This window comes from Rhodococcoides corynebacterioides (assembly GCF_019834675.1).
Taxonomy (GTDB): domain Bacteria; phylum Actinomycetota; class Actinomycetes; order Mycobacteriales; family Mycobacteriaceae; genus Rhodococcoides; species Rhodococcoides corynebacterioides_A.
This window is the reverse complement of record NZ_JABUBU010000008.1, coordinates 37,687-54,285: the sequence shown is the minus strand read 5'-3', so window position 1 is coordinate 54,285 and position 16,599 is coordinate 37,687. Positions and strand designations below refer to the sequence as shown.

The window sequence follows — 16,599 nt, the reverse complement described above, 5'->3', positions numbered from 1 at the left end:
CCCGCATGCGCGTTGCGATGTTCGGGTATCAGACCTGGGGTCACCGCACCCTGCAGGCCCTCCTCGACTCCCCGCACGAGGTGGTCCTCGTGGTCACGCACCCCCCGAGCGAGCACTCCTACGAGACGATCTGGGCGGACTCCGTGGAGGACCTCGCGCGGGCGCACGGCATCCCGGTACACCTGGCGCAGCGTCCCGACGACGAACTCGAGGCGCGCCTGCGCGACGCCGCACCGGACATCGCGATCGCCAACAACTGGCGCACCAAGCTGCCGCGCCACATCTTCGACGCGCCCCCGCACGGCACGCTGAACCTGCACGACTCGTTGTTGCCCCGCTTCACCGGCTTCTCCCCCGTCATCTGGTCGCTGATCAGCGGCGCCGCGGAGACCGGGTTGACCGCGCACCGCATGGACGACGAACTCGACACCGGCGACGTCGTGATCCAGCGCGCGGTCCCCATCGGCCCGCGGGACACCGCGACCGAGCTGGTCCAGGCCACCATCGACCTCATTCCGGAGGTCCTGACCGAGGCACTCGCCGCCATCGAGAACGGCACGGCCGTCTGGACGCCGCAGGATCTGACGCAGCGCACGTTCTTCCACAAGCGATCGGACCTCGACAGCCGCATCGACTGGACCTGGCCGGCCGAGGAGATCGACCGGCTGATCCGTGCGCAGTCGGATCCCTACCCCGGCGCCTGGACCCACCACCGCGGGCAGCGCATCGACATCACCCGCGCCCACGTGTCCACCTGCCTCTACGGCGGCACCCCCGGACGGGTGTTCATCCACGAGGGCGACGGCATGGCCGTCGTCGCCGGCCCCTCGGCCCACCTCGGCCGCAACCGGGCACTCGTGATCGACGAGGTGCGCACGGCGGACGGCCGGACCGTCCCCGCGGCGGAGTTCTTCCCGCACGGCGGCGGGTACCTCACCGACCGGCCCTGATCGGGTCGTTTCCACCCCACCGCCGCGGGTATCGCAGGCCGGTGAGCAACCCCACCAGTGCACCCGGCCTGACCGTCGCCGTCACCGGCGCCACCGGCAACCTCGGCACCGCCGTCGTCGACGCCCTCGCCGCCGACGACCGCGTCGGCGCGATCCTCGCGATCGCCCGCCGCGCACCCGATCCCGACGCCTGGTCGCCCCCGAAGACGCGGGTCGCGGCCGCCGACATCGCCCGCGACGACCTGGCGCCGTTGTTCGAGGGAGTCGACGTCGTCGTCCACCTGGCCTGGCAGTTCCAACCGACCCGCGATCCCATCGCGACGTGGAACGCCAACGTGGTGGGCGCCATGAACGTGTTCGACGCCGTGGCCGCGGCGCGCGTCCCCGCCCTGGTCCACGCGTCGTCGGTCGGCGCGTACGCACCCGGCCCGAAGGACCGCCCGGTCGACGAGTCCTGGCCCACCCACGGGTGGCAGGGCGCGGCGTACACCCGCGAGAAGTCGTACCTCGAACGCGTCCTGGACGGATTCGAGGCCGCGCACCCCTCGGTTCGTGTCGTCCGGATGCGGCCCGGCTTCGTCTTCCGCGAGGAAGCCGCCACCGAGCAGCGCAAGTTGTTCGGCGGGCCGCTCGTTCCCGCGCGACTGGTCCGCCCCGGCTTGATCCCCCTCTTTCCCGACGTGCCCGGGCTGGTGCTGCAGGGCGTGCACACCGAGGACGTCGGACGCGCGTTCGCGGCAGCGGCCACCACCGAGGTGGCGGGGCCGTTCAACGTCGCCGCCGATCCCGTCATCGCTCCGAGGACCTTCGCGGACGTGCTGGGAGCGCGGTTGTTCCCGGTTCCCGCCGGGGCGGTGCGGCTCGCGCTCGATGCCCTGTTCACGGCCCGCCTGGTCCCCACCGACCCCGGCCTGTTCGACGCGGTCCTGCGCCTGCCGGTCATGAACACCGACCGTGCGCGCACCGAACTGGGGTGGACTCCGCGGTACACGGCCCGCGACGCCCTGGCCGAGTTCGTCCGCGGCGTGCACACCGTCGCCGACGCCCCCACGCCGCCGCTGTCCGACCACACCTGAGGGCACGTCCACGGTTTCCCCCGCCCGACGCAGGGGAAGACGGTCGGTATGACCACCACGCGACCGACCGCCGCCGACCCGTCGACGTCGCACGATCCGGACGACGACCGCAAACCCGACTCGCCGACCGATCTGACCAAGCCGTCGTTCTTCTACGTGGTGCGCAAGACGGCGCGCGAATTCTCCAAGGACCAGTGCACGGACCTCGCCGCCGCCCTCACCTACTACGCGGTGCTGTCGATCTTCCCGGCGCTGCTCGCGATGGTGTCGCTGCTGGGCGTCTTCGGGCAGGGCGAGCGCACGGTGAACGCGGTGCTCGACATCGTCTCCGACCTCGGGCCGTCCTCGGCCGTCGACTCGCTGCGCGAGCCCATCGCCCAGTTGGTGGCGACGCCCACCGCCGGGCTCGCGCTGATCATCGGTCTCGCGGGCGCTATCTGGTCCGCCTCCGGGTACGTCGGCGCGTTCGGTCGCGCGATGAACCGGATGTACGAGGTCGACGAGGGACGGCCGGTGTGGAAGCTGCGCCCGGTCATGCTGCTGGTGACCCTGATCGGCCTGATCTGCCTCGCCGCGGGCGCCCTGATGCTCGCCGTCAGCGGACCGGTGGCGAAGGCGATCGGCGACGCCGTGGGCCTCGGCGACACCACCCTGATGGTCTGGAACATCGCGCGCTGGCCCATCATCCTGATCCTGGTGATCGTCGCGGTGGCGGTGCTCTACTACGCCACACCCAACGTCAAGCAGCCGAAGTTCCGGTGGGTCAGCACGGGGGCCGCGCTGGCCATCGTCACCTGGATCGTCGCCTCGGCGCTGTTCGGGTTCTACGTCGCCAACTTCTCGAGCTACAACGCGACGTACGGATCGCTGGCCGGCGTCGTCGTCTTCCTGCTCTGGCTCTGGATCACCAACCTCGCGCTGCTGTTCGGCGCCGAACTCGACTCCGAGCTCGAGCGGGGACGCGAACTGCAGGCCGGCCTGCGGGCCGAGGAGCACCTGCAGCTGCCGGAGCGGGACACCCGCGTCTCGGAGAAGAACGCGGAGAAGGACGCCGAGCACGTCGAGCGGGGTCGCTCGCTGCGACTCTCCCGCGGCAAGGACGACTCCACCTCGCGGTAGCGAGGACGTCCGCGGGGCGCAGCGGCCCCGAACCCTTCACATCACCCGCGGCACCTGCGATCGCGGTTCCCGGCGTCCAACCCTCGGCGCCTCGTTCGATTCCATCTCGGTGCGCGTCCTGCGCACGTCTGCGAGGCATCATGTCGTCCACCAGTTCGTCCCGTCACGACCGGCCCGGTCCCGGCACCGCCCTGATCACCGGAGCATCCAGCGGCATCGGCCGCGCCACCGCTCACCTCTACGCCGAACGGGGATGGTCGCTCGTCCTGTGCGCACGGGGGCGCGACGGTCTCGAGGACGTCGCGGACGAGTGCCGTCGTCGCGGCGCCGGTGAGGTCTCGGTCAAGCCCGTCGACGTCGCCGACGGCGACGAGGTCCAGAAGGTCGTCACCGAGTGCATCGAGCAATTCGGGCGCCTCGACGTGTGCGTCCACAGCGCCGCGGTCATGTCCTACGGCACGTTCCTCGACACCCCCGCAGAGGTCTTCGACCACGCGATCTCCGTCGATCTGATCGGGGCCGCCAACGTCGCGCGCTCGGTCCTGACCGTCTACCGCGACCAGGGCCACGGGCACCTCGTCATCATCGGGTCGCTCCTCGGCCGCATCGCCGTGCCCTGGATGGGCACCTACGTGACGGCCAAGTGGGGCCTGCGCGGCCTCACCCGCACGCTGCAGCAGGAGATGCAGAAGTACCCCGGCATCCACGTCAGCTCGGTGGCGCCCGGTGCCGTCCGCACCCCGATCTACGAGCAGGCCGCCACCGTGGTCGGCCGCGCCGGCTCGCCCCCGCCGCCGGTGACCACGCCCGAGGTCATCGCCCGCGCCGTCGACCGTGTGGTGCGCAAGCCCCAGCGCGAGCGCGATGCCGACGCGGTGTTCGGCTACGTCAACAAGGCCGCGGCCGCCGGCTACACCCTGGTCCCCGCGGTGTTCGATCGCCTCGTGGGTCCGCTGATGTGGCGCTTCGGCATCTCGCGGGAACCCAAAGACGATGCGGAGGGCAATGTATTTCGCTCCCGGAGCCCCTATCGACAGTGATTACCCCTCACCGGACCGATCCTGAGTCAGACTGACGGGCATGTCTTCCCGACGCCTCGCCCCCCAGCACCTCGGATCGCTGATCGGTGCGGCGTTCGGCCTGGTGTTCGTGCTCGTCAACTCCGCGAGCTCCCCAACCGTCGTCCGGGCCGCGCTCGTGGTTGTCGCCGTGGCGGCCACGGCGGCGGTCCTGGTAGGCATCGCGCGCGGCCCCGAGCCGGCCACCCCGCCGTCGGTGCGGCCGTTCGGGCGCGGCTACTGGGCCGTCGTCGCGGCCGAGGTGGTGGCCATCGTGATCGGCGTGCGCGTCGTCGCGGCGGCCGGGCACCCGCAGGCCGGTGTCGCGTGGGTGGCCACCGTCGTCGGCATCCACTTCGTCGTGCTCGCGGTGCTGTGGCGGCTGCGGCTGTTCCACGTGCTCGGCGGGGCTCTCACCGCCCTCGGTGTGGCGGGGCTGGCGCTCGCGTTCGCGGGCGCGCCCGCCGTCGCCACGGACCTGACGGCGGGCGTCGGATCGGGTGTGGTGCTGCTGATCTTCGCCCTGCTCGGGGTGTGGGGAACGGGTGGTACCAGGCGATTTGGCAGTGCACGGGTGCTATGAGTTAGAGTCTCATCTCGGCCGGTCACGCACCGGCTGCTGCATTCCCCCATAGCTCAATTGGCAGAGCATTCGACTGTTAATCGAAGGGTTTCTGGTTCAAGTCCAGATGGGGGAGCTCGGAAACAGCCCCGGATCGCGCGTCGTCGATCCGGGGCTTTCTCGTGTCCGGGCGTCGGGCGAGGGGTGGGGTGCACGCGCCGGGGTATGCCATCGGGCAGGATGGACACCCCGTCATCCGACCACCGAGAGGACCGCTGCACTCATGATGCGTTTGTTGGTCGGCGTCGCAGCCGGATACGTGCTCGGCACCAAGGCCGGCCGCGGTCGCTACGAGCAGATCTCCCGCGCGACCAAGGCTGTCGCGTCGAGCCCGGCCACCAAGAAGATCGTCACCGCGAGCCGGCAGAAGCTGTCCGATTCGCTGAGCACCCAGCCGAAGCTCGAGCCCATGAAGCAGTACGACGACACCCAGGTGTTCGTTCCGCGCGACCAGCTCTAGATCGCGGGGAACTCCGCGTCGGTGGTGCTGCCGACGGCTTGCTCGAGCAGGCTGCGGCGGTACTGCTCGAGCGCGATGAGGTCGCCGAAGAGCGCGTTGTAGTCGTCCGGCTTCTCCACCGGCGACATGCGCTGGAGCTTGGACTTCAGCTCGGCGACCTGACGGCCCACCCAGACTTCCTGCAGCCGGGCCAGCACGCCCGAGATGTAGCGCGGGGTCGCCTCCTCCGAGATGGGCATCGGCTCGACCGCCAGCTCGGTCACCAGGGACCGTAGGCCCTTCGTCTCGGCCTTCTTGCCGACGGCATCGAGCCACTCCCCTCCCCCGAGTCCCGCCGCGGTGCCGCCGGCTTCGCGCACCGCGTCCGAGACCGCGGCGTACGCGGGGTGGCCGAAGGTCTCCGGGGGCAGCGAGTCGAACACCGAGCCCGCGATGCCCGGGTGCTGCATCACCGCCTTGAGCGCTTCGCGCTGCGGCCACAGCGTGGGGTCGTCCCGACGCGGGTGGGCGGGGCCTGCCGGTGCCGCGGAGTCCTCGCTGGACTTGGACGGTCGACGCAGCGGGGCGGGCGCCGCGCCCTTGGCGATCTTCGCGGCCTCCTCGCGGACCCGGCCGACCACCATGCGCTCGTCGATCCACCCCACCCAGCCGGACAGGCGCGCCGCGTAGTTGTCCCGCAGCGCGCGGTCCTTCATCTGCGCGACCATCGGGACGGTCCGGCGCAGCGCCTCCACCTGACCCTCGGCGGTGTCGAGGTTGCACTCGGCGAGGGCGCCGCGAATGGCGAACTCGAACAACGGAGTACGACGTGCGACGAGGTCGCGCACCGCGGCGTCGCCCTGGCGCAGTCGCAGATCGCACGGGTCCATTCCCTCGGGCGCGACGGCGATGAACGTCTGGCCGGCGAGCTTCTGATCGCCCGAGAACGCCTTCATCGCCGCGGCCTGCCCGGCCTCGTCGCCGTCGAAGGTGTAGATGATCTCGCCGCGCCAGAACTTGTCGTCCATGAGCAGCCGACGCAGCAGCGCGAGATGGTCGTCACCGAACGCGGTGCCGCACGAGGCGACGGCGGTGGTCACGCCGGCCAGGTGCATCGCCATGACGTCGGTGTACCCCTCGACGACGACGGCCTGGTGGCCCTTCGCGATGTCCTTCTTGGCCAGATCGAGACCGAAGAGCACCTGGGACTTCTTGTACAGCAACGTCTCCGGCGTGTTGACGTACTTGCCGGGCATGGTGTCGTCGTCGAAGATCTTGCGGGCGCCGAAGCCGATGACGTCGCCGGCGAGGTTGCGGATGGGCCACAGGAGTCGGCGGTGGAACCGGTCCATCGGACCCCGCTTGCCCTGCCGCGCCAGCCCCGCGGCTTCTAGCTCGGCGAACTCGAACCCCTTCTTCAGCAGGTGTTTGGTCAGCGTGTCCCACCCGCTGGGAGCGAATCCGCAGCCGAACTGCCGCGCGGCGGCCGCGTCGAAGTTGCGCTCGGTCAGGTAGTCCCGCGCGGCCTGCGCCTCGGGCGACCCGAGCTGCTCGGCGTAGAACTGTTGCGCCGCAGCGTTGGCCGCGACCAGACGCGCGCGCGTGCCGCGGTCCCGCTGGACGGAGGTGCCGCCGCCCTCGTAGTCGATGCGGTAGTTCAGCCGGTCGGCGAGCTGCTCGACCGACTCGACGAAGCTGATGTGCTCCATCTTCTGCAGGAACGTATAGACGTCCCCACCCTCACCGCACCCGAAGCAGTGGAACGTGCCGTGATTGGGCCGCACGTGGAACGACGGCGTCTTCTCGTCGTGGAACGGGCACAGGCCCATCATGGAATCGCCGCGCGGCGCCTTCAGGGCGACGTACTCGCCGACGATGTCCTCGATGCGCGTCCGTTCACGAACGGCCGCGATGTCTCGTTCGGGTATTCGGCCGGCCACCGGGACAGTCTAGGCGTCCGGTCCGACGGCCCCGCAGGGGCGAGCGGGCCGCTCTAACCCCACGACGCCTGCGCGCCGAGGCTGGCGGCGTCGATGCGTTCCAGCCGGGACTCGGTGCAGGAGGCGATCTGGTCGACGACGACGCGGGTGCGGGCGGCGTCGTCACCGGCGGCGGACCAGGCCGGCAGGAACATCGGGTCGAGCGAGGCGGGTGCGGAGTGCAGCAGCCACGCGGCGACGCGGTGGATGCGGTCGCGTTGGCGGTCCTGGCGGCGGCGGTGGCCGTCGTCGGACATGACGTACCGCAGCGCCATGGTCTTGAGCAGCGCCACCTCGGCGCGGACCAGATCGGGAACGGACAGGTCGGCGTCGTAGCGCCGCACCGCGCGTCCGTCGGCGGCCTCCCGGGTGGACGAGACGGCGGCCGTGGTGAAGCGCCCGACCAATTCGCTCGTCATGCGTTTGAGGGCGACGGAGCGGACCAGGGTGCCGTCGTACCCGGCGGCGTCGGCGACCACGGGCAGCTCGGAGAGCCGTTGCGCCGCGTCGCACATGAGGTCGCGGTCCAGGCCGCGGAATTCGCGGATCGCGAGGTCGGCCAACCCGTCCTGTTCCGCGGGGTCGGCGAGCGAACGTAGGTCGATACGCCCGGCAATGACGCCGTCCTCGACGTCGTGCACGGAGTACGCGACGTCGTCGGCCCAGTCCATGGCCTGCGCTTCGAGGCACTGCCGCCGCTCCGGCGCCCCGGCGCGCACCCAGGCCAGGGTGGCGGCGTCGTCGTCGTAGGCGCCGAACTTGGCCCCCGGCGACGGCCTGGTCCACGGGTACTTGATCGCCGCGTCCAACGACGCGCGGGTGAGGTTGAGTCCGGCGCTGCGCCCGTCGTCGCCCAACACCTTCGGTTCCAGCGCGGTGAGGATGCGCAGGTTCTGCGCGTTGCCCTCGAAGCCTCCGCAGGACGCGGCGACCTCGTCGAGCGCGCGCTCCCCGTTGTGGCCGTAGGGCGGATGACCGATGTCGTGGGCGAGCCCGGCGAGCTCGACCAGGTCGGGGTCGCACCCGATGCCGTCGGCGATGCTGCGCCCGATCTGCGCCACCTCGAGCGAGTGGGTCAGCCGCGTGCGCGGCGTGTCCCCTTCCCGCGGACCGGTCACCTGGGTCTTGTCCGCGAGGCGGCGCAGCGCCGCCGAGTGCAGCACCCGTGCGCGGTCGCGGGCGAACGCGCCGCGCGACTCGGCGGCCGCCTCCGGCGCGAGGCCGGCGGACTTCGGCGCCTCGGACACGCGACGGTCGACGTCGGCGTCGGTGTAGGCCTCGGCGGCGGGCCCGTCGGCGACCATCACTGTCCCGCCGTGTAGGCGAAGTCCGCCGAGTGATGGGTCAGCTGGTACCACAGCAGAGCGCCTGTCTCCCGGCCGATTCCGTGGATCTGCGATTCTCGCGTGTAGACGGCGGGGCCCTGCCGGGTGGGCGAGGTCCACGCGTCCAGGCCGGCGTCCTGCGCCATGGTGCGCGTCCGCAGCGAGTGCCACGGATCGCTCACCAGGGTCACCCGGTTCAGTCCGCGGTTCTGCAACTCCGCCGCCACCGCCTCGATGCTGCGCAGCGTGTCCGAGCCTTCCTCGACGGCGACGACGTCGTCCGCCGGGACCCCCTGGTCGATCAGGTAGGTGCGGCCCGATGCGGCTTCGGTGTAGTTGTCCCCCACCTGCTTGCCGCCCACGGTGACCACCAGCGGCGCGATGCCCGCCTGGTACAGCGCCGACGCCTGCGCCAGCCGGGCTTCGAACACCGAGGACGGCACGCCGTCGTACTGCGCCGCCCCGAGGACCACGATGGCGTCGGACGGCGTGTGGTCGTCGATCCGCGCCACCTGCCAGACCCGCACGGCCGTGCCCACCACCACCAGCAGTCCGACCAGGACGACGCCCGCGATCAGCCGACGGATCCACCGCGCCAGCGTGCCCCCGAAGCCCAACCGGGGTGGGCGGGTCGAGGTGCCGCGGTACCCGTCGCGGTCGTCGTAGTAGTCCGTACTCATCGCGGACCAGTTTGCCAGCCGCGCCTGTGACGGTCGTGTGCGGCGCGCGAGGCGGTCAGAGCCACCCGTTGTCGAGCGCCACCCGCACGGCCTCGGCCCGGGTGGCGGCCCCGGTCTTGCCGATCGCGGCCGAGAGGTGGTTGCGCACGGTGCCTTCCGACAGGTGCAGCTCCCGCGCGATCGCCGACGCCGTGCCGCCCGAGCGCGCCGCGATCAACACGTCCCGCTCGCGTGCCGTCAGGGGCGACGTCCCGGCCGTCAGCGTCTCGGTGGCGAGCGTGGGGTCGACGACGCGCAGACCCGCGTGCACCCGGCGCACCGCGTCCGCGAGGGCGCGCGCCGGAGTGTCCTTGACGACGAAGCCACTCGCGCCCGCGTCGAGCGCGCGACGGACGTAGCCGGGCCGGCCGAAGGTGGTCACCACCAACACTCGGCAGTCGGGCACTGCGGCGCGCAGAGCGGCGGTGGTCTCGATGCCGTCGCCGCCGGGCATCTCGACGTCCAGAAGCGCGACGTGGGGGCGGTGCTGCCGCGCGGCCGGGATCACCTCGTCGCCGCGACCGACCTCGGCGACCACCTCGAGGTCGTGCTCGAGTCCCAGGAGGGCGGCGACCGCGCCGCGGACGAGGGACTGATCGTCCGCGAGGAGCAGCCTGATGGAGTCGGTCATGCGCGCACCTCCGCCGTCACCCGGAACCCGCCGCGGGTGCCGCGGGCGATGGTCAGTGTCCCGCCGGCGTCGCGCACCAGGTCGGCCAACCCGCTCAGGCCGGACCCGGTGGCACCCTGTCCCCCGGCGCCGGGCCCGACTCCGTCGTCCTCGACGGTGATGCGCTCTCGTCCCAGGTCCACCGTGCAGGTCGAGGCGCCGCTGTGGCGGACGACGTTGGTCACCGCCTCGCGGAGTACGCGGGCGAACAGTTCACGTCGGTCCTCCGGGACGTCGTCGACGTTTCCGTGGCGGCGCAGCTCGATCGCCGCCGCGTCGAGCGCGCTGCGCGCCCCGAGCAACTCCTCGTCGAGCCGCAGGTGCCGGAACCCGCCGACCGTCGACCGGACGTCGGCGAGGGCTTGCCGGGCGAGAGCCTCGATGTCGGCGATCTCCGCGCTGGCACGACGCGGGTCGTGCTCGATCAGGCGCCCCGCCAGCTCGGCCTTCACGGTGACGACGGTGAGCGAGTGGCCGAGGATGTCGTGCACGTCGCGGGCGAGGCGTTCCCGTTCCTCGACGACGGCGAGGTCGGCGAGGCGCCGCCGCACCTCGAGCAGTTGGGCGTTGCGCTGGATCAGCGTCTTCACGCCCCAGGCGGCCATGGCCGCGGCGACCACCGTGATGGCGGCGGAGTTGTCGGGGGTCCACCCGTCGACCACCCGCGGAAGGATCTCCACGGCGGCCGCGACGACGGCGACCACCGCGACACCCGTGCGACCCGGCAGGGTGATGATGCCGAACACCGCGAGGTACACCGACCCGGTGAGCACGGAATCCCCGGCGGCCGGAACCACGGGGACCAGCAGAGCGGTGAGCAGGACCAGCGTGGCCCACGCGCGCCGGGTCTGCTCGGGCCGCCGGTCGTCGTCGTGCAGGCGGCGACGGAACTCGCGGAAGCCCACGAGGAAGGCCACGGCGAACAGCGCCAGCGACACGCATCCGGCGACCGTCCACGACCACGGCCCCGGGTACTGCAGGATCCGCCCCAGCGGGTAGACGAGGAACGCCAGCCAGATGGCGCCGAACAGCCACCCCCGGCGCTGCCGCTGCTCGACCTCGCGGCCCGTGAGCGTGGCGACGATGTCCGTCATCGTCGCCACGCTAGACGTGTCCCGTCGGTCACGCGGGGTCAACCGCGGGCGGTGTCGCGGCGGAACATCGCCCGGGCGCCGAGGACGAACACCGCCGTCCACACGAGCACGTTGACGATCGCCTCGCCGAGACTCGCGGCCGTCACGTCGCCGATCGGAGCGCGGGCGATGGTGGCGACGCCCCAGGTGGGCACGACCTTCGCCACGTCGGCGAACCACCCGCCGGCGGGGACGAACAGGCCGCCGGCGAAGGCGAGCAGCGCCAGACCGGGCCCCAGAATCTGCATGACGTTCTCCGAAGGCAGCACGTAACCCATGAAGAGGCCGAACGCGGCGAAGACGACGGAGGTCACCCAGGCCAGCACGAAGCACGTCACCCAGGCGACGGCGGTGAGATGGGCTCCGGTGAGGGCGCCGACCGCGAACACGGTGGTCACCGACACCAGCCCCAGGGCCATGGCGACGGCCACCTTGGTGGCGACGTACGCGACGGGGTCGAGCGGGGTGAGCCGCAGTTGCCGACTCCACCCCACGCCGCGCTCGATCGAGACCATGGCGCCGCCGCTGGTGGTCGCGAGCATCGCGCCGTAGAGCGCCATGCTCACCATGACGTAGCCGGTGACGTTGGCCGAGCCGACCGTCTCCGTGCGGAGGTCGCCGGAGAGTCCGAAGACGGCGAAGAAGACCGGCGGAATCACGAGGGTGAAGACGAGGGTGCGGCGGTTGCGCAGCAGGCGGCGCAGCTCGAGACCCAGGAAGAGCAGGCTGAAGCCGCCGTGGGCGGGCACGGCGCGCGGACGGTCGACGGTGGTGGTCATGCGGGACTCCCGGTGGTGGTGAGGGACTCGGTGGTGTCGGTGGTCGGCCTGTCGGTGGACGGGCTGTCGGTGGTGAGGCTCAGGAAGGCGTCCTCCAGGCTGCGCGGAACGATCTCGAGATCGCGCGCGTCGGTGGTCGTCAGCAGGTAGCGCGCCACCAGGTCCGACCGCGTGCTGTGGACGACGATGCGGTCGCCCTGGCTCTGCACGTCGTCGACCCCCGGAATGCGCAGCAGCGCAGCGCGATCGACGTCCGAGACGACGGCGGTGACGCGTCGCCCCGCCGCGAGGTTCTTCACCTCGGCGGCCGTGCCGTCGGCGACGATCCGGCCCGCGCGCACCAGCACGATGCGGTCGGCGTAGGCGTCGGCTTCCTCGAGGTAGTGGGTGGCGAACAGGACGGTCCGCCCGCGCGCGGAGTCCGCCCGCATCGCGGCCCAGAAGTCGCGACGACCGAGCGTGTCCATGCCGGTGGTCGGCTCGTCGAGCACCACCAGGTCGGGATCCGGCAGCAGCGCCAGCGCGAACCGAAGCCGCTGCTGCTGACCGCCGGAGCACTTCCCCACCACGCGGTCGGCGATGTCGGCGATGCCGGCGCGCTGCAGGACCTCGTCGACGGGTCGGGTACTCGAGTGCAGAGCCGCGACGAGTCGCACGGTCTCGACGACGGTGACGTCGCGCAGCAGGCCCCCCGACTGCAGAACGGCAGAGATCCGACCCGACGCCACCGCCTCGCGCGGCGCCCCGCCGAAAACGCGGACCGTGCCGCGGTCCGGCCGGGTCAGCCCGAGCAGCATGTCGAGGGTGGTGGTCTTCCCGGCGCCGTTGGGGCCGAGGAAGGCGACGATCTCACCGGGACGGACGGTCAGGGACAGACCGTCGACCGCGGTGACGGAGCCGAAGCTCTTGTGCAGACCGTCGAGTTCGACGGCCGGTGTGGTGTGTGGGTTCGCTGTCATGGGAACGACGATGCTCGCGGCGCGCCTCCGGTTCCCGGGCCGTGCGTCACGACGTCTCCATGACGACTGTCACGGGTTCGCGCGCGGTAGGTTCGCCCCATGACTCCGGCCTCCACGCGAACGGCCCGCGGTGTGCTCGCCGCACTGATCCTGCTCGCCACCCTGCTGGGCGGCGGCGTCGCGAACGCCGAGCAGCCGCTCCGCGTCCCGGAGCAGGTCACGGACCTGTCCGGGGTTCTCGACGACGGTGACCGCGCCGAGGTGCAGGCCGCCGTCGACCGGCTCTACACCGACCAGGGGCTGCGCATGTGGGTGGTGCTGGTCGACGACTTCTCCGGCGTCCCCTACGCGCAGTGGGGTGAACGGACCGCCGTCGCCAGCGATTTCGGTGACCGCGACATCCTGCTCGCGGTGGCCACCGAGGCGCGGTCCTACACGCTGAACGTTCCCCAGGCCCAGACCGCGATCTCCGACGCCGAGATCGCGAACCTCGAGCAGAGCTCCATCGAACCGGCGCTGCGGGGCGAGCAGTGGGCCGGGGCCGCCACCGCCGCCGCCACGGGACTGGCCGCGGCCGTCTCCTCCACCGGTTCCGGATCCGCCGGCCTGTGGGTCGCCGTGGCCGTGCTGATCCTGGTGGTCGTCGGCGCCATCGCCTTCGGACGCATCCGGACCGCGCGTCGTCGTCACGCGGCGGTGGAGGCAGCCCGATCGGTGGACGGCAGCGATCCGGCCGCCCTGGCCGCCCTGCCCGCGGACGTGCTCGACGAGCGGGCGCGCGAAATCCTCACCGAGACGGACGAGGCCGTGCGCGCCAGCGCCGAGGAATTGGCCGCGGCGACGGACGAACTCGGCGAGGCGGGTGCGCGCCCCTTCACGACGGCGTTGGCCGACGCCCGACGCGCTCTCGCCGAGGCCCACGAGCTGCGCCAACGCCTCGACGACGCGATCCCGGAGTCACCGGACGAGCGTCGCCGCATGGTCGAGCGGATCATCACCTCGTGCGCCGAGGCGGACCGCGTGCTGGACGAGAAGGTCGCCGAGTTCGACGAGATCCGCAACCTGCTGATCGACGCCGGCGCGCGGCTCGACGCGTTGACGCAGCGGCAGGTCGAGCAGACGGCGCGCCTGGACGGCTGCGCGGCCACGCTGGAGTCGTTGCGGTCCCGGTACGACGCGTCGGTGCTCGCCCCCGTGGCCGACAACGTCACGCTCGCGACGGAGCAACTCGCACTCGCGGAGTCGGCGATCGACGACGGTCGGGACGCGGCCGCGCAGCCGGTCGGTCAGCAGGGGCCGGTGGTCGCCGCCGTGCGCACCGCCGAGAGTGCGCTCACCCGCGCCCGCACCCTGCTCGACGCGGTCGATCACGCGGACGAGGACATCGTCGCGGCCGTCGACCAGTTGCCCGCCGCGATCGCCGACGCTCGCGCGGACGTGGCGACGGCGGACCGGCTGGCGACGCACGGCGGCGAGGCGTTGGCGTCGGCGCGCGCGGCGACCGTCGCCGCGCTCGACCGTGCCGAACGTTCCGGCACCACCGACCCCCTGGGAGCGATGCACGCGCTCGTCGCCGCCGACGCGGCGCTCGACGACGCGCTCGCCGCGGCGACGGAGGCGCAGCAGCGCGACGAGCACGCCCGCGCACGCCTGGCCCGCGATCTCGCGGCGGCGTCCGCGCAGGTCCGGGCGGCGAACGAGTTCGTCGCGTCGCGCAGCGGCGCCGTGAAGGTGCAGGCCCGCACCCGGCTGGCGGAGGCGGAACGGCACCTGCAGGCGGCGCAGCACTTCGCCGAGTCCGACGCGCCGCGCGCCCTGCAGCACGCCGCGGCCGCCCTGTCGCTGTCCGCGCAGGCGTCGCACGCGGCGCAGGCCGACGTCGCCGACTGGGAGGCGACGCAGCGGCCGCGCCACTCCGGCGGCTACGGCGGTGGGTCCACGGCCGGGGGCGTGCTCACCGGAGTGCTGATCGACAGCGTGCTGCGCGGCGGCTTCGGCGGCGGGCGCTCCTACGGAAACCGCCGCAGCGGAGGCTACGGCGGTTTCGGTGGCGGACCCCGGTCGTTCGGTGGGTCGGGGTCCTCGGGGCGGATAGGCCGGAGTTCCGGAGGCCGGTTCTGAACGGTCCGGAGCTCCGGAGGCCGGTTCTGAACGGTCCGGAGCTCCGGAGGCCGGTTCTGAACGGTCAGGAGCTCCGGAGGCCGGTTCTAGCTCCCGATCAGCCGGGCGGCGAGGTAGCCCTCGACCTGGTCGAGGGCGATCCGCTCCTGCGCCATGGAATCGCGTTCGCGGATGGTCACGGCGTGGTCGTCGAGGGTGTCGAAGTCGACGGTGATGCAGAACGGCGTGCCGATCTCGTCCTGGCGACGGTAGCGGCGACCGATGGCGCCGGCGTCGTCGAATTCGACGTTCCAGTGCTGACGCAGCGCGGCCGCGAGGTCCTTCGCCTTGGGCGTGAGGTCGGCGTTGCGGCTGAGCGGGAGCACGGCGGCCTTGACGGGTGCGAGGCGTCGGTCGAGTCGCAGCACGGTGCGCTTGTCCACGCCGCCCTTGGCGTTGGGGGCCTCGTCCTCGTGGTAAGCGTCGACGAGGAACGCCATGAGCGAACGGGTCAGCCCCGCTGCGGGTTCGATGACGTAGGGGGTGTAGCGCTCGTCGGCGGCCTGGTCGTAGAAGCTGAGGTCCTGGCCGGAGTGCTTGGCGTGCGTCGAGAGGTCGAAGTCGGTGCGGTTGGCGATGCCCTCGAGCTCACCCCACGCGCTGCCCTGGAACTCGAAGCGGTACTCGATGTCGACGGTGCGCTTGGAGTAGTGCGAGAGCTTCTCCTGGGCGTGTTCGTAGAGGCGCAGGTTCTCCGGGTCGATGCCGAGGTCGGTGTACCACTTCATGCGGTAGTCGATCCAGTACTGGTGCCACTGCTCGTCCTCGCCGGGCTTGACGAAGAACTCCATCTCCATCTGCTCGAACTCGCGGGTACGGAAGATGAAATTGCCGGGCGTGATCTCGTTGCGGAAGCTCTTGCCGATCTGGCCGATGCCGAACGGCGGCTTCTTGCGCGACGTGGTGAGCACGTTGGCGAAGTTGACGAAGATGCCCTGCGCGGTCTCGGGGCGGAGGTAGTGCAGGCCGGCCTCGTCGTCCACGGGGCCGAGGAAGGTCTTGAGCAGTCCGGAGAACGCGCGCGGCTCGGTCCACGAGCCGGGCTCGCCGGTCTCGGGGTCGCGGATGTCGGCGAGGCCGTTCTCCGGCGGGTGGCCGTGCTTCTCCTCGTAGGCCTCGAGGAGGTGGTCGGCGCGGTAGCGCTTGTGGGTGTGGAGCGATTCGACCAGGGGGTCGGAGAAGGTCTCGACGTGGCCGGACGCTTCCCAGACCTCGCGCGGGAGGATGACCGAGGAGTCGAGGCCGACGGTGTCCTCGCGACTGGTGACCATGTTGCGCCACCACTGCTTCTTGATGTTGTCCTTGAGCTCGACGCCGAGGGGGCCGTAGTCCCACGCGGACTTGGTACCGCCGTAGATCTCGCCGCACTGGTAGACGAGTCCCCGGCGTTTGGCCAGGTTGGCGACGGTATCGATCTTGGACTTCGGAGCCACGGGGCCTGTTCTCCATCTCGGGTCGTGAGTCGGTGGTCGCGCGGCGGAACGTGGTGTGTCCCGGCCGCGACACATCAGACTATCCGTCCGACCGGGGCTCTCGCGTCACGGCGTCCGCCGAGCGAGGCGGTTGACATGCGCCATCGCGCATATCATAATGATTACGATTTCCAATAAC

At 71.6% G+C, this 16,599-nt stretch carries 14 protein-coding genes, 1 tRNA gene and 1 pseudogene; 8 read left to right on the top strand and 8 right to left on the bottom strand.

Annotation, left to right across the window (positions count from 1 at the left end):
- Positions 1–5 precede the first annotated feature (5 nt).
- The 7 genes from HQ603_RS10965 (at position 6) to HQ603_RS10935 (ending at position 5,285) form a co-directional block, all read left to right on the top strand.
- Positions 6–950, top strand: coding sequence for a methionyl-tRNA formyltransferase (locus HQ603_RS10965; RefSeq protein ID WP_222684582.1), 945 nt, complete (start codon positions 6–8; stop codon positions 948–950).
- Between the two features lie 41 nt (positions 951–991).
- Positions 992–2,026 (top strand): NAD-dependent epimerase/dehydratase family protein, encoded by a 1,035-nt coding sequence (locus HQ603_RS10960; RefSeq protein WP_222684581.1) that lies wholly within the window; start codon positions 992–994, stop codon positions 2,024–2,026.
- A gap of 48 nt (positions 2,027–2,074) precedes the next feature.
- Entirely contained in the window at positions 2,075–3,145 is a 1,071-nt protein-coding gene (locus HQ603_RS10955) for a YihY/virulence factor BrkB family protein (RefSeq protein WP_222684580.1), read from the top strand.
- A 140-nt stretch (positions 3,146–3,285) separates the two neighbouring features.
- The gene (locus HQ603_RS10950; RefSeq protein ID WP_222684579.1) at positions 3,286–4,185 is read left to right on the top strand and encodes an SDR family NAD(P)-dependent oxidoreductase; all 900 of its coding nucleotides are present in this window, start codon (positions 3,286–3,288) and stop codon (positions 4,183–4,185) included.
- Between the two features lie 40 nt (positions 4,186–4,225).
- Positions 4,226–4,786, top strand: coding sequence for a hypothetical protein (locus HQ603_RS10945; RefSeq protein ID WP_222684578.1), 561 nt, complete (start codon positions 4,226–4,228; stop codon positions 4,784–4,786).
- A gap of 42 nt (positions 4,787–4,828) precedes the next feature.
- A tRNA-Asn gene (locus HQ603_RS10940) sits at positions 4,829–4,901 on the top strand.
- Positions 4,902–5,048: 147 nt separating this feature from the next.
- Positions 5,049–5,285: a hypothetical protein gene (locus HQ603_RS10935; protein ID WP_222684577.1), complete on the top strand. Its 237-nt coding sequence runs from the start codon at positions 5,049–5,051 to the stop codon at positions 5,283–5,285.
- Here HQ603_RS10935 and dnaG read toward each other — a convergent pair.
- The 7 genes and pseudogenes from dnaG to HQ603_RS10900 all read right to left on the bottom strand — a co-directional run.
- Positions 5,282–7,204, bottom strand: a complete 1,923-nt coding sequence (gene dnaG, locus HQ603_RS10930; protein ID WP_222684576.1) for a DNA primase — start codon at positions 7,202–7,204, stop codon at positions 5,282–5,284. The genes HQ603_RS10935 and dnaG overlap by 4 nt on opposite strands.
- A 53-nt stretch (positions 7,205–7,257) precedes the next feature.
- Positions 7,258–8,547, bottom strand: a complete 1,290-nt coding sequence (locus HQ603_RS10925; RefSeq protein ID WP_222684575.1) for a deoxyguanosinetriphosphate triphosphohydrolase — start codon at positions 8,545–8,547, stop codon at positions 7,258–7,260.
- Positions 8,547–9,248, bottom strand: coding sequence for a YdcF family protein (locus HQ603_RS10920; RefSeq protein WP_222684574.1), 702 nt, complete (start codon positions 9,246–9,248; stop codon positions 8,547–8,549). The genes HQ603_RS10925 and HQ603_RS10920 overlap by 1 nt, the downstream gene beginning before the upstream one ends.
- Before the next feature lie 55 nt (positions 9,249–9,303).
- Complete coding sequence (locus HQ603_RS10915; protein ID WP_222684573.1) at positions 9,304–9,918, bottom strand: response regulator transcription factor; 615 nt, start codon at positions 9,916–9,918, stop codon at positions 9,304–9,306.
- Positions 9,915–11,051, bottom strand: coding sequence for a sensor histidine kinase (locus HQ603_RS10910; RefSeq protein ID WP_222684572.1), 1,137 nt, complete (start codon positions 11,049–11,051; stop codon positions 9,915–9,917). Before HQ603_RS10910 ends, HQ603_RS10915 begins: the two co-directional genes overlap by 4 nt.
- A 38-nt stretch (positions 11,052–11,089) precedes the next feature.
- Entirely contained in the window at positions 11,090–11,869 is a 780-nt protein-coding gene (locus tag HQ603_RS10905; RefSeq protein ID WP_222684571.1) for an ABC transporter permease, read from the bottom strand.
- A pseudogene (locus tag HQ603_RS10900) lies at positions 11,866–12,756 on the bottom strand (ABC transporter ATP-binding protein); the annotation flags it as partial. The pseudogene HQ603_RS10900 and the gene HQ603_RS10905, both read right to left, overlap by 4 nt.
- A gap of 171 nt (positions 12,757–12,927) precedes the next feature.
- Between HQ603_RS10900 and HQ603_RS10895 the strand changes: the two are divergent.
- A complete protein-coding gene (locus HQ603_RS10895) occupies positions 12,928–14,949 on the top strand; it encodes a TPM domain-containing protein (protein WP_222684569.1) in 2,022 nt (673 codons plus the stop codon).
- An 86-nt stretch (positions 14,950–15,035) separates the two neighbouring features.
- Here HQ603_RS10895 and HQ603_RS10890 read toward each other — a convergent pair whose 3' ends face one another.
- The gene (locus HQ603_RS10890) at positions 15,036–16,421 is read right to left on the bottom strand and encodes a glycine--tRNA ligase (protein ID WP_222684568.1); all 1,386 of its coding nucleotides are present in this window, start codon (positions 16,419–16,421) and stop codon (positions 15,036–15,038) included.
- Between the last annotated feature and the right edge of the window lie 178 nt (positions 16,422–16,599).

Bases quoted from the DNA above. Each gene is read 5' to 3' on its own strand.
- HQ603_RS10965 (WP_222684582.1), top strand. From the start codon at position 6: ATGCGCGTTGCGATGTTCGGGTATCAGACCTGGGGTCACCGCACCCTG.
- HQ603_RS10955 (WP_222684580.1), top strand. From the start codon at position 2,075: ATGACCACCACGCGACCGACCGCCGCCGACCCGTCGACGTCGCACGAT.
- HQ603_RS10950 (WP_222684579.1), top strand. From the start codon at position 3,286: ATGTCGTCCACCAGTTCGTCCCGTCACGACCGGCCCGGTCCCGGCACC.
- HQ603_RS10945 (WP_222684578.1), top strand. From the start codon at position 4,226: ATGTCTTCCCGACGCCTCGCCCCCCAGCACCTCGGATCGCTGATCGGT.
- HQ603_RS10935 (WP_222684577.1), top strand. From the start codon at position 5,049: ATGATGCGTTTGTTGGTCGGCGTCGCAGCCGGATACGTGCTCGGCACC.
- HQ603_RS10925 (WP_222684575.1), bottom strand. From the start codon at position 8,547: ATGGTCGCCGACGGGCCCGCCGCCGAGGCCTACACCGACGCCGACGTC.
- HQ603_RS10920 (WP_222684574.1), bottom strand. From the start codon at position 9,248: ATGAGTACGGACTACTACGACGACCGCGACGGGTACCGCGGCACCTCG.
- HQ603_RS10915 (WP_222684573.1), bottom strand. From the start codon at position 9,918: ATGACCGACTCCATCAGGCTGCTCCTCGCGGACGATCAGTCCCTCGTC.
- HQ603_RS10910 (WP_222684572.1), bottom strand. From the start codon at position 11,051: ATGACGGACATCGTCGCCACGCTCACGGGCCGCGAGGTCGAGCAGCGG.
- HQ603_RS10905 (WP_222684571.1), bottom strand. From the start codon at position 11,869: ATGACCACCACCGTCGACCGTCCGCGCGCCGTGCCCGCCCACGGCGGC.
- HQ603_RS10895 (WP_222684569.1), top strand. From the start codon at position 12,928: ATGACTCCGGCCTCCACGCGAACGGCCCGCGGTGTGCTCGCCGCACTG.